This window comes from Candidatus Symbiobacter mobilis CR (genome assembly GCF_000477435.1).
Lineage (GTDB): Bacteria > Pseudomonadota > Gammaproteobacteria > Burkholderiales > Burkholderiaceae_C > Rhodoferax > Rhodoferax mobilis.
Genome location: NC_022576.1, coordinates 45949 through 58055 on the forward strand (window position 1 = coordinate 45949; position 12107 = coordinate 58055).

Here is a 12107-nt window from a genome sequence, read left to right on the forward strand (position 1 = left end):
CAGTATATTGGGGGGATGCAGCCGGAAACTTGTACGAAAGATGCCCAGGACTGGTGGAAAAGGCTGCCCCACCGCGCCTTGCAGGCCGTGGCAAAGATGGGCAGCCTGTGCCATGTGTGCCACCGCTGGCCGCAGGAGCCGGTTTGCGATGCGTGCCTGCGCCGTTTTGCCGTACCGGAGCCGCGTTGCGCCACCTGCGCTCTTCCCAGCACGCAGCCGCAGTGCGGCGCTTGCCTGACCGATCCGCCGGAACTCAATGCGTGCGTGGCGGCGGTGTCGTATGCGTTCCCATGGTCGAATTTGGTGGCTTCGTTCAAATTCCGTGGCGATACCGGCTTGGCCGCTTGCCTGGCGCAGCGGATGCGCGATGCGCCGGGCGCCGGGGAAATGCTCGATAGCTCGGACTGGTTGCTTCCCATCCCGATGAGCGCGCAACGATTGCGCGAACGGGGGTACAACCAAGCGCTGCTGCTGGCGCGAGCGCTTGATGCGCAATGCACGCCCACTCGCGCACTGAATCGCGTTCGATTCGACATGCTGTGCCGGGTTCGCGAGACCCCAGCATTGCGGACGATGGATCGCGCCCAGCGGCGTGCGGCAGTGGCCCACGCATTGGCCATCGACCCTCTGCACTTGCGAACGGTACGCGGCGCCCGGGTCGTGCTCATCGACGATGTGATGACGACGGGGGCGACGCTCGACGCAGCAGCCCGCGTGCTGCGCGAGGCGGGAGCGGCACACATTGCCGCAGTCGTTGTTGCGCGCACTCCCCGCCCTTCGCCCGCTGGGCTTTCCTGTTTCTAGGTTCAACGCACAGGCAAGCGATCCAGGGGACTGACAACCCCCATCGGGCCACGGTTCAATACATGGGTATAAATCATGGTAGTCCTTACATCGGAATGACCGAGCAGCTCTTGCACGGTCCGAATATCCTGACCTGATTCCAGCAAGTGCGTGGCAAATGAATGCCGCAGCGTATGCGTGCTGGCCGGCTTGGTAATGCCCGCAGCCAACACCGCACGCTTGATGGCGCGTTGAATGCCCTGTTCATGCGCATGGTGACGGCGGCGTACTCCGGAACGCGGGTCCGTCGAAAGCTCTCGTCCCGGAAATAGCCAATACCATGCCAACAATTTTCCCTCCTCGGGTTTTTTGCGTTCCAACGCATTCGGCAATTGCACTCCTGGCAATGCATTCGTCAAGTCCCGCTGCCAAAGTACACGCACCGTATCCAATTGTTTCTCCAATGCAGAAATCAGGGAAACCGGAACCATGGTCCGCCGATCTTTATTGCCTTTCCCCTCCCGAATCGTTATTTCTCTTCGCGCCAAGTCCACATCCTTCACTCGTAAGCGCAAACACTCCATCAGGCGCATACCGGTGCCGTATAACAAGTTTGCCATCAGCGCATGCGTACTTTCCATGCAAGCCAGCATCCGGGCCACTTCATCTGGTGTCAGCACCGTTGGCAAACGCTGTGGCCGTTTGGCCCGCACCACATCGTCCAACCAAGGAAGATCGATCTCCAACACTTGCTTGTAAAGAAACAGCAATGCAGCCAACGCCTGCGCTTGGGTCGAGGCCGAAACGCCACCCTCCACGGCCAAGGATGTCAAAAATGCTTCGACATCATGCGGCCCCAGTTCACGGGGATGGCGCTTGCCATGAAAGAAGATGAAGCGTTTTGTCCAGTGGATGTAAGCTTGCTCGGTTCGCAAGCTGTAATGCCGCAAACGAAGCGCCTCCCGAATCTGGTCAAGGAGGCGAGGAGGTTGGGAAGTGGGAGCATTCATGAAGTCAGAGAAATGCATGTTACACGGCAGTTTCGGATGATACACTGCACTGCTGTGCAGTCGAATTTACGTTAGGAGTCAATTTACATGTCGCCCATGCAAGAATTTTTCTTTCTTCCGCTTATCGCCTTTCTTTCCTTCTCAACAACTGCGGTAGCAGCAGACTGCTTGGTCAAGGATACTGACATCGCTACAGAATATTCGGGTGATTGCAGAAATGGACTTGCTAATGGGGAAGGCAAAGCTATCGGTCGAGACCAATATGTTGGTGGATTTCGTGATGGATTGAAGTACGGTAAAGGCACTTACACTTGGTCTAACGGTTCCCATTACATAGGCGAATACCGTGATGACAAAAGGAATGGGTTTGGCGTGTTTACCACTCCACGAACCGCTTACGATAATAATCTCAAAAGTACACTTGGTGTGTGGAAAGGTGATTTTTTTATTGAACAAGGGCTATTTGTGGACGGTACCTTTACTCTACGATGCACAACTAAGCCAATTTGCGAAAGGCAAAAACAACTTGAAGATCAACGTAAATCCAGAGAAGTGCGTGAACGTTACGAACGTGCCTGTGACAATTACTATCCTGGACGAGTAGGAAGAATCAAAGGCGATGGATGGTTAGCAACTGAAGATGGGTTTATTGTGCGGTATGTTAATAAAGACCGAAAAATGGTCACCATCGAAGGTACAAGCGGTGGTAATTCGCTCAAATTTGGAGAAACCAGAGAATTCTCATGTTCCACTCTCCAGCATTACGAGCGTTAACTCCTAACTTGGCAGTCAACCGGACCTGCGCGAAAAGCCGCGCAGGCCGGTTACTTCTACGTTAGACTAGCACATCCTTTTCACACTCTTTGACAATAAGGAAGAAGCAATGCAGAACCTCGACGACCTCCTAAAAGAGGCCATTCAGAAGGCCACGACTGAGCGTGGCAACATAAATATCCTGATTGCTGGACGGTCTGGCGTTGGGAAAAGTACTTTGATTAATGCTGTCTTCCAGCAAAATCTTGCAGAGACAGGACAGGGACGCTCCGTCACACAAAACACCCGTGAAATCACCAGAGATGGAATCCCAATCACGATATTTGACACACGAGGATTGGAAATGTCTCAGTTTAAGGAGACATTGTCCGAACTCGAAAAAGTTATTAAAGATCGGAGTGGAGACAAAGACTCAAATAGACACATTCATGTCGCTTGGCTTTGCATCCAGGAAGATGGGAGGCGGGTAGAAAGTGCTGAAGTTGATTTGCATAACATGCTATCAAAGCATGTTCCGTTAATTACAGTCATAACGAAAGCGAGAAGTGACAACGGTTTCAAGAACGAAGTTCTTGGACTATTGCCAGAGTCAAAGAATGTGATTCGTGTTCGCGCCATTCAAGAAGAATTAGATGATGGGTACACGCTGAAACCAATTGGTCTTGGTAGTCTTATAGAGCTAACCTCAGAGGTCATCCCCGAGGGAAAGCGAAGGGCCTTGGCTGCAGCGCAAAAGGCCAATCTCAACTACACAAAAGCACAAGCTCATAAAATTGTCGCTGGAGCAGCAACTGCTGCTACTGTCGCTGGCGCAAGCCCAATCCCATTCTCTGACGCCGCAATTCTTGCGCCGATTCAGATTGGTATGATCGCTGGAATCACTTCCGTTTTCGGACTTGAGCTTTCTAAAGGGACATTAACCACTTTGGTGACATCTGCAATTGGTGTAGGTGGCGCTACATTTGTCGGGCGGACCATTGTCGTCAATGTTATGAAGTTATTTCCTGGCATTGGAACCTTTGCCGGCGGTGCCATTTCTGCGGCAACTGCAAGCGCGATAACTGTTGGACTCGGCGAGGCATACATAGCGGTTCTTGCAGAAATTTTCTTAGACAATCCTGAGGCTGTTCCTAGCGCAGCAGACATTGCAGAAAAGCTGAAAGACAAGATGCTCAATAAGTCCAAGTAGTAATGGTCTAACTATTGGTCTAACTATTCATTCCAGCGGACTGCCTACGGCAGCCGCTGAATTCAGACGTTAGGCGGCTCCAGTTGTGATGCTCTGTTCGCCTTTAGCCCTTGTCACATCTGCGGTTGCAGCTCTCTTTTTTGTAGTTGCTGCGCTTAGGGTGCGTGCTGTCCAGGGGTTGTTTTGGCTCGCAGGTTTTGGGCAGGGTATCATTCATGGGCTGTGTAGCATGTGCCCTTATTCAGCACCGCAGCCTAACGTCAAAAGTAAGGGGCGACGCGCTTCAGCGCGGTGTCCCGCTTGACTGCGGGGTTAGGCGGCGGTGCTGAAAAGGTGCACACGCCGCGCAGCCCATGAACAGCACCCAAGCCAAAACAACATCTGGACAGCAAGTTCAGACGAAGCACAACTACTGCAATAAAGAAATCTGACATTGCATAAGCAATAGAGGCTAGGGTGGTTGAGTTTGGGGGGTGGAGCTTAAGCGGTTTGAAATAAACTTTGCAACATTAGTCTGAATGGACTATCGTTCATGGTAGGATATGCAGAAAATTTGTGCTAAAAATGACACTTGTTTTGGAACAACGACCATGAAAAATTTTTCCATTATTGCTTTGTGCCTTGCTGTTATGACTTCTTTTTCAGTCGCTCATGCTCAGCTTGTTGAAACTGACTGGGTAAATTCTGGAGATAAACTTTTGACGTTGGATACAGTAACCGGTCGGAAGTGGCTTGATCTGACGCAGACGTATAACTGGAGTGTTGACATGGTTCGCGCTGAGCTACCTTCATTTACTGTAGCGACGAGTGAGTCTGTTTATCAGCTTTTTCAACATGCCGGTGTCACACTAAATTCTTCATGCGATCCATTCTGTGATGTGTACGATAGCGAATCTATTCTTACAAGTATGCAGCAAAAACTAAGCTACTCTGGTTGGACTTGGGGGTTTATTACACAGGGTTTTGTATTAGACCAAAGAGGTGAAAATGGCGTAGGACTCGCTGCATTTAGCCATATGGGAAACGAAAACCAAGTTAGTTTTTATGGACTGTGGATTCCGTCTTCATATCCAGGTAACGGACATTCAGTTTGGGCATACTTGGACAGTAACACTCCGGTTCTTTCTCCCGTCCCAGAACCAGAGACGTACGTGATGGTATTGGCTGGGTTGGGAATGATTTGCGGTATCGTGCGTCGCCGCAAAGCGAAGCAAGCATAAATCGTGTCCGAGTGACCGGCTACGCTACAAAGAAGTCAGCGTTTTGCTGTCCATCTCGCATAACACCTGTTGCAACGGGTAATTCAAACTCTCTCTTCATCGTGTACTAACCATCATCCCCACTAAGAGCCTATTTCAGTAGGCAATATGCCCTTAAAGTGATTATGGCGCAAGTGAGGTGCAACATGGCGATATACGTTTCAGGAAGTTTTTCCCAACGAACCAGAATTCGGCGAAAGCGATTCATCCAGCTATGTGTACGTTCTACTACCCAGCGCCGTGCCTTGAAACCAGCTTCTTGCTTTATAGATTTTGCTTCTTCGCCTCTGGAACGAATGTGAGCCGTAAAGCCAAATTCTTTGACGATCTCTCTTACTTCATCATAATCGTATCCTTTGTCCAAGCAGATGCCTTGTGGTTTTGTGTCCGTCGGGTCTGGTCGTTTTGCTTTGATGTCTTCCAGCGTACTCCTGACCAGCTTCATGTCGTGCCGATTCGCACCGTCGATGGCGACGGAAAGCGGTATGCCTGCACCATCAGTGAGCACACTGCGCTTGACACCTTGCTTGCCTCGATCTGTTGGGTTGGCACCAGTTGTTTGCTGACCTGCTAGGGGTGCTTTGGTTAACGCTCCATCCATGGATGTCCATGCCCAATCAATGCCTTGGGATTTGTCGTATTCGACCAATTGTTGTACCCAAAGGGCTGAAAATACACCTGCTTTCGTCCATTCGCGAAAGCGTCGATAGGCAGAACTGCACGAGCAAATTCCTGTCATGTTTAAGGCGTTCCACTGGCAGCCAGTTCGCAATACAAAAAGAATTGCGTTCATTGCGCTCCGATCAGATACACGCGGATTATGGCAACCAAGGGGATGTTTTTTGGGTTCAGGGAGCGATGATTTTATTATTCCCCAAAGTGCATCATGCAATCTCCACCCATCATCATGAAATATCAGGCCCATAATTTTCCTCATCTGGGTTATTGCGACTGTGATGATTAGCATTATATATCATTAGCCTACTGAAATAGGCTCTAAGGCTGCATAGCCAAAACTCCCCCACCCAAAGCACCCTCGGTTTCAGACCCTGGGTGCTTTTTAATTTCCCCTCGAATTACAAGCCGAGTACAGCGCACCGGAAGTTGTCCTGATAACCCTTGCCGTTGGTGGCTTTTGCAATGGTGCCAAGAGGATGGGTTATCCGGACAACTTCCGGCGCGCTGTACCCCCCTATGTCACAGTAGATGTCCGATAAATTGAGTAGCCCGGGGGCGGAGTAGGACACCGATATGACGAGATACAGCCGGGAATTTCAGGAACAGATAGCACGCAAGATGATGCCACCGAACAGCCAAAGCATTGCGAAGATCAGCCAAGAGACGGGCGTTTCAGCGCCCACCTTGTACGCATGGCGGAATCGATACCGATCACAGGGTCACGTAGTACCCGCGAAGCCCGAAGACCCGCAAGGCTGGGACTGGAAAGCGAAGGCGGCTGCGGTACTGAAGACGGTGGCGATGAACGAGGCGGAGAAGTCCGAGTACTGCCGACAAAATGGGCTGTACCCAGAGCACCTACAGGCATGGGAGCAGGTGTTTGAAGAGGCGGACAGTATTCGAAGCCCTGTCAATGCAGGGGATATTGGAGCGGAGCGCAAGAAGGTCAGGCACCTGGAAAAGGAGCTGAAGCGCAAGGACAAAGCATTGGCGGAGGCGGCTGCACTGCTGGTGCTGTCAAAAAAAGTCCAGGCCATTTGGGGCAGCAAAGAGGAAGACTGATCACCTCGGAGCTGAAACGTAAACACCCGGTCGCCACCATCTAGCCACCCGGCATAAAAAGGTTTAGGGCTGTGGATCAGGGGCTGGCTGCCAGCGCGTCGGCAGCAACTCATTGATGCGGCTGTTGGGCAGAGTCGGCAACCGGGTGAGCACATCGGTCAAATACGCCAGCGGCTCAATGCCATTGATCTTGGCCGTTTGAATCAAACTCATGATGTCCGCTGCGCGCGCACCTGCAGCCAAGCTGCCACTGAAGAGCCAATTCTTACGCCCGAGCGCCCAAGGCCGGATCTGGTTCTCAATGCGATTGTTGTCGATGGGCAGGCGTGCATTGCCGGCATAACGCACCAGCGCAGGCCAGCGCTTCAAAGCGTAATCGATCGCCTTGGCCGCAGCACCGCCATTGATCACCTGCTCGCGACTGGCCCTGAGCCAATCGTGCAGTGCAGCCAAGCGCGGGGCAGACTGGCTCTGGCGCCGCTGCAAAGCCTGCGCCAAATCCAGCCCCTCATCGCGAATTTCCCGTTCAACCGTATACAGCGCCCCAATATGCACCAGCGCCGTGGCCGCCAGCGTACTCTTGGCCGAGACCTGTAACTCAACGAACTTGCGCCGCACATGCGCCCAACAACCCACCTCAATGATCGACATCGGGGTGCTGACCTCGCTTTGCGCCGTCGTGCTCAAGCCCGAACTAGAGTCCGTACGCACGCCCGCACCCGCCACAAACAATGCCTTGTACCCCGCATAGTCATCGACCACCAGGTGACCCACCCAGCGTCTTGACCCGGGTGGATCGCTGCCGGTTTCGTAGACGCTGCGCACAGGCGGCGCATGCTGCAAAAAATCCCGGGCATGCCCGCCGCTGCGCCCCTCCTTGACCTGATACACCACCGCCGCAACGGGCTCATGCACGCCACTGGCATACGCCCAGATATAGCCGCGCTTCTTGTCACCCTTTTTACCCAGAATCGTGATCGGCGACTCATCGGCGTGCAGCACCTGGCTTTGCAGCAACTGCGCCTTCAATGCCTGTGCAATCGGTGCCAATGCCACGCCACAAGCACCCACCCAGTCGGCCAGGGTCGAGTCGCTGATGTCCACCCCGCAGCGGGCATAGATTTCGCACTGGCGGTACAGCGGCAAATGATCGTCATACTTGGCAATCAAGACCTGCGCCAGCAGCCGGGCAGTGGGGATGCCACCCTCGATGATCTGCGCAGGCATGGGGTCTTGGCGCAGATGCTCGCAGCACTTGCACGCCCACACGCCACGGATATGGCGTTCAACCCGAAACACCCCGGGCACGTAGTCCAGCCGCTCAGAGACATCCTGGCTGATGCGCTGCATCGCTTGGCCGCAAGTACAGGTGGTGGTGTCGGGCTCGTGGGCGATATCCACCCGGGGCAAACTTGCCGGTAGCGCTTGGCGCACCGGGCGGGTTTTGGGGGTGGTGACTGTGCGTATTTCACGCGAACGTGACCGCGAATTCGCAGAAGTGTGACCGGCGTTTCACGAAAGCGTGACCGCGATTTCACGGTGAACGTGACCGCTGAGTGGGAGCGTGATGGATAGTCCGAAGTAGCCTTGCTGTTTTTTTTGAAAGCGAGCGGGGATGCCACAAGAGAGACTATCCATGAGAAAAATTCGAGACGTACTGCGTTACCGAAACGACACTGACCTGAGTCTGGAGGCGATTGCCCGGGCGCTGAGGCTATCGAAAGGGGTGGTATCGAAATACCTGAAGCTGGCGGAGAACGCCGGGCTGAAATGGCCATTGCCAGACGACCTGGATGACGGCGCTCTGGAGCATCGGCTGTATCGCCAATTGGCTGCCCGGGAGTCGGCATTTGTTGAGCCTGACCATGCGCTGATCCACCAGGAGCTGAAGAAGAAAGGTGTCACTCTCACCCTGCTGTGGGAAGAGTACAAGCAAGAGGCCGGGGAAACGGCTTACCAGTACACAGCTTTTTGTACCCGCTACAGAGCTTGGGCTGGTTCGCTCAAGCGCTCGATGCGTCAGATTCACCGTGCAGGTGAAAAGCTGTTTGCCGACTTTGCGGGCCCGACCGTTGCGATCTTCGATGCCGACACTGGTGAGAGCAGAGTGGCGAGCATCTTTGTTGCCGTGCTGGGCGCATCCAGCTACACCTTTGCTTGTGCAACGGCTGGGCAAACGCAGGCAGACTGGCTGGGCGGGCTGGCCAGGGCGCTCGAGTTCATAGGTGGCGTGACAGAACTGATCGTTCCGGACAATCCCAAGGCGCTGGTCAAAGTCGCCAACGCTTATGAGCCGGAACTGAACCGGGCAACAGCCGAATTTGCCCAACACTACGGAACGGTGATATTGCCTGCGCGACCGAAGAAGCCGCAGGACAAGGCGAAGGTCGAAGTGGGTGTTCAGGTGGTCGAGCGCTGGATTCTGGCGCGACTACGGCATCGCCAATTCTTCTCGCTGGTGGAACTGGACAGTGCCGTAGGTGAACTATTGCCAGTGCTGAACGACCGGCCATTCAAGAAACTGCCTGGTTCCCGGCGGGAAGCATTCGAGAGGCTGGACGTTGCGTGCCTGAAAGCCCTGCCGACCACCCGATTCGAACTGGCAGACTGGAAACGCGCACGTGTCAATATCGACTATCACGTCGAGTTCGAGGGCCATTTCTACAGCGTACCGCATGTGCTGGCGCGGCAGGAAGTCGAATTGCGCATTACGCAAGGAATGGTGGAAATCCTGGCTCGCAATCGCAGGGTGGCAGGCCATGCGCGCAATACCAGCAAAGGCAACTACACGACCGTGGCCGAACACATGCCGGCGGCGCACCGCGCCCATGCAGAGTGGACACCTGGGAAGTTGATCGCCTGGGGGACTTTGGTAGGCGTTGCCACTGGCGAATTGGTTCAGCGCATGCTCCTGGAAAAGCAGCATTCAGAGCAAGGGTACCGCGCCTGCCTCGGCCTGATGCGTTTGGCCCGCAAGGTGGGCGCGGAACGGATGGAAGCCGCCTGTACCCGGGCACTGGCTATTGGCGCGTATCGCTTCCGGTCGGTGGCATCGATCCTGGACAAAGGTCTCGATCGCCAGCCCGTCGATCCCACCAAAACTGACACGCCCTTGCACAGCCATGCCAATGTGCGTGGGCCTGATTACTACCACTGATGAAGGAGGAATCATGTTGATGGAACAGACCGTACAAACTCTCAAGACCCTGCGTCTGCCTGGCATGCTTGCCGCATTCGAAGAGCAGCAGACGAATAGCGCAGCCGCCAGCCTGTCATTCGACGAACGATTCGCCATGCTCGTCGATCGTGAACAGACTTGGCGGGAAAACCGCCGTGTTTCTCGTCTGCTGCGCGAGGCCCGCATGAAGTCTGGTCAAGCGTGCCTGGAGGATGTGCGCTACGGCACCGACCGGAAACTGGACAAAGCGTCCATGGCGCAGCTAGGTTCCTGCCAGTGGATACGAGCGCATCAAAATGTGATTTTGACGGGTGCCACGGGGTGTGGAAAGACCTGGCTTGCTTGCGCACTGGGCAACGCCGCATGCCGTCAGGGACTGTCCGTGGCGTATGTTCGTACCCCCCGGTTCTTCGAGGAACTGCGCATCGCGCACGGTGATGGCAGTTTCGGCAAGAAATTAGCCAGCCTGTCCAAGACGGACTTGCTGATCCTGGACGATTGGGGCCTGGCTGCGCTCAACCAGTCCGAGCGCAATGACCTGCTGGAGGTTCTCGACGATCGCGTCGGCTCCCGATCGACCCTGATAACGAGCCAATTGCCGGTCGAGCATTGGCATGCCTACCTGAACGATCCCACACTGGCCGATGCCATTCTCGACCGAGTCATCCATGCTGCGCACAAGATTGCCCTAGCGGGCGAATCCATGCGCAAACAGAAAGAACTTCAGTGAGACCGGTTCCATCCAAACCGGGTTACCCACCGCGCCGTCCACCTCCGGCAGGAAAGATACCTGCGGCGAACGGCACCGTGGATAACCCTATCCCCGTACCCATTTCATGCCATCGTGACCGGCGTTTCGCAAAAGCGTGTCCGCCATTTCACGAAAGCGTGACCGATTGAACCTACCATCTAGCCCTATCCATTTCGCACCCACTATCGGTCACGTTCGCGTGAAATCACCGGTCACGTTCCGCGAAATACGCAGGGTAGGCAACGGCTTCTAACCGTCGCCCCCCACACCACCCACCGTGCGGGTCCGCAGTGGGCGGTTCAACAAGTCGGCTCGCTCGACAAAGTCTTTCGCTTCATAACCATATATCCCTGTGCCTTGCACCACAGGTCTTTCACACTCTGCAAACCTTGCTCCTGTAACCACAAGTTGGATAGGGCCTGATTGATTACCGGGGTTCTGGACATCTGCCAATAGCTTTTGCTGCTGACTCCGTGCTGAATTGCCGATTTCAGGCTTACGCCCAATGCCAGTAAATTCTTGATCTTCGTGCGCGGCCAGCGCCACTTTTTCCAGTAGCACATTCGGATGCGCCTTCTGATCCACTCGTCCAGTTCGGGTACCGGGCGGTAATACTGGCTGATGCCAAAGTAGCCCGTCCATCCCCGTAGGTATTGCCCCAGTTTCTTCAGCCGGTATTCCATGGAAATGCCCCAGTTTCGCCCAGTCAGCTTCTTGATGCGGTGCTTGAAATCCGCCAGGGCTTTATCAGTCCAGCGTACTTTCTTGCCCTTGATCGTAAAGCCCAGAAAGGCGCATTCACTCATCGGTGCCACCTTGCTTTTGACCAGCACCCCGGCGCGCAGGTAGCGCCCTATCAGGCACAGCAGTCGCTTGTCCGCAATGGTTCTCCCCAGCAAGTTCATCAGCACGTCGTGGTTGACGGTGTCGAAAAACTTCGCCAAATCAATGTCCACTGCGATGTTTCTGCCTTCCTTGACCGTCGCTTGCACCTGCCTGATCGCCTGGTGTGCATTGCCGCCTGGTCGAAAGCCGTAGCTCGATTCCGAAAAGGTCGGGTCGAATATCGGCGTGAGCACCTGGGCGATGGCCTGTTGGATCACCCGATCCATGATGGTGGGGATGCCCAGCAGGCGTTCGCCGCCGCCATGCTTGGGTATTTCTACCCTGCGCACGGCCTGCGGCTGGTATCGCCCTTCTCTGATTTGCTTTCGCACGGCTGGCCAGTGTGCGCGTGCATGGGCGGGAAAGTCTTCCATGGTCACGCCGTCAATGCCCGGCGCGCCCTTGTTGGCCTTCACCCGTTTCCACGCACGCGCCAGGTTGTCGCTGTCCAGCACGTCTTCAAGCAGTTCGATGGGCTTTGCCGTCCTGTGCCAGCTCGCCTCGGCACTCTGGGCCTTCTATGCGGTTCCTGTTCGTC

General features: G+C 54.7%; 11 protein-coding genes. 7 read left to right on the forward strand and 4 right to left on the reverse strand.

Features of this window, described 5'->3' with window-relative positions; genetic code table 11:
- Positions 1–15: 15 nt before the first annotated feature.
- Positions 16–804 (forward strand): ComF family protein, encoded by a 789-nt coding sequence (locus CENROD_RS00215; RefSeq protein ID WP_022771012.1) that lies wholly within the window; start codon positions 16–18, stop codon positions 802–804.
- A 2-nt stretch (positions 805–806) separates the two neighbouring features.
- Here the strand turns inward: CENROD_RS00215 and CENROD_RS00220 are convergent, their stop codons facing one another.
- Entirely contained in the window at positions 807–1811 is a 1005-nt protein-coding gene (locus CENROD_RS00220) for an integron integrase (protein WP_022771013.1), read from the reverse strand.
- A gap of 69 nt (positions 1812–1880) precedes the next feature.
- Between CENROD_RS00220 and CENROD_RS12830 the strand changes: the two genes are divergently transcribed.
- The 3 genes from CENROD_RS12830 (at position 1881) to CENROD_RS12835 (ending at position 4976) form a co-directional block, all read left to right on the forward strand.
- Positions 1881–2567: an MORN repeat-containing protein gene (locus tag CENROD_RS12830; protein WP_022771014.1), complete on the forward strand. Its 687-nt coding sequence runs from the start codon at positions 1881–1883 to the stop codon at positions 2565–2567.
- A gap of 109 nt (positions 2568–2676) precedes the next feature.
- Positions 2677–3756 carry a YcjF family protein gene (locus tag CENROD_RS00230; protein ID WP_022771015.1) on the forward strand — a complete coding sequence of 360 codons (1080 nt, stop codon included), beginning with the start codon at positions 2677–2679 and terminating at the stop codon, positions 3754–3756.
- A gap of 590 nt (positions 3757–4346) precedes the next feature.
- Positions 4347–4976: a PEP-CTERM sorting domain-containing protein gene (locus CENROD_RS12835; protein WP_022771017.1), complete on the forward strand. Its 630-nt coding sequence runs from the start codon at positions 4347–4349 to the stop codon at positions 4974–4976.
- Between the two features lie 130 nt (positions 4977–5106).
- Here the strand turns inward: CENROD_RS12835 and CENROD_RS12840 are convergent, their stop codons facing one another.
- Positions 5107–5940, reverse strand: a complete 834-nt coding sequence (locus tag CENROD_RS12840) for an IS5 family transposase (RefSeq protein ID WP_022771018.1) — start codon at positions 5938–5940, stop codon at positions 5107–5109.
- 326 nt (positions 5941–6266) lie between these two features.
- On the opposite strand from CENROD_RS12840, the gene CENROD_RS00240 reads away from it, so the two are divergent.
- Complete coding sequence (locus CENROD_RS00240) at positions 6267–6755, forward strand: transposase (RefSeq protein ID WP_022771020.1); 489 nt, start codon at positions 6267–6269, stop codon at positions 6753–6755.
- Positions 6756–6818: 63 nt separating this feature from the next.
- On the opposite strand, the gene tnpC is transcribed toward CENROD_RS00240, so the two are convergent.
- The gene (gene tnpC, locus CENROD_RS00245; RefSeq protein ID WP_022771021.1) at positions 6819–8189 is read right to left on the reverse strand and encodes an IS66 family transposase; all 1371 of its coding nucleotides are present in this window, start codon (positions 8187–8189) and stop codon (positions 6819–6821) included.
- Positions 8190–8370: 181 nt separating this feature from the next.
- Between tnpC and istA the strand changes: the two genes are divergently transcribed.
- Both istA and istB read left to right on the forward strand, forming a co-directional pair.
- Positions 8371–9912, forward strand: coding sequence for an IS21 family transposase (istA, locus tag CENROD_RS00250; RefSeq protein ID WP_022771022.1), 1542 nt, complete (start codon positions 8371–8373; stop codon positions 9910–9912).
- 13 nt (positions 9913–9925) lie between these two features.
- Positions 9926–10663, forward strand: coding sequence for an IS21-like element helper ATPase IstB (istB, locus tag CENROD_RS00255; RefSeq protein ID WP_041193651.1), 738 nt, complete (start codon positions 9926–9928; stop codon positions 10661–10663).
- Between the two features lie 320 nt (positions 10664–10983).
- Here istB and CENROD_RS00260 read toward each other — a convergent pair whose 3' ends face one another.
- On the reverse strand, positions 10984–12024 hold the full coding sequence (locus CENROD_RS00260) for a group II intron maturase-specific domain-containing protein (RefSeq protein ID WP_022771024.1): 1041 nt from the start codon (positions 12022–12024) through the stop codon (positions 10984–10986).
- Between the last annotated feature and the right edge of the window lie 83 nt (positions 12025–12107).

Bases quoted from the DNA above. Each gene is read 5' to 3' on its own strand.
- CENROD_RS00215 (WP_022771012.1), top strand. From the start codon at position 16: ATGCAGCCGGAAACTTGTACGAAAGATGCCCAGGACTGGTGGAAAAGG.
- CENROD_RS00220 (WP_022771013.1), bottom strand. From the start codon at position 1,811: ATGCATTTCTCTGACTTCATGAATGCTCCCACTTCCCAACCTCCTCGC.
- CENROD_RS12830 (WP_022771014.1), top strand. From the start codon at position 1,881: ATGTCGCCCATGCAAGAATTTTTCTTTCTTCCGCTTATCGCCTTTCTT.
- CENROD_RS00230 (WP_022771015.1), top strand. From the start codon at position 2,677: ATGCAGAACCTCGACGACCTCCTAAAAGAGGCCATTCAGAAGGCCACG.
- CENROD_RS12835 (WP_022771017.1), top strand. From the start codon at position 4,347: ATGAAAAATTTTTCCATTATTGCTTTGTGCCTTGCTGTTATGACTTCT.
- CENROD_RS12840 (WP_022771018.1), bottom strand. From the start codon at position 5,940: ATGGGCCTGATATTTCATGATGATGGGTGGAGATTGCATGATGCACTT.
- CENROD_RS00240 (WP_022771020.1), top strand. From the start codon at position 6,267: ATGACGAGATACAGCCGGGAATTTCAGGAACAGATAGCACGCAAGATG.
- istA (WP_022771022.1), top strand. From the start codon at position 8,371: ATGCCACAAGAGAGACTATCCATGAGAAAAATTCGAGACGTACTGCGT.
- istB (WP_041193651.1), top strand. From the start codon at position 9,926: ATGTTGATGGAACAGACCGTACAAACTCTCAAGACCCTGCGTCTGCCT.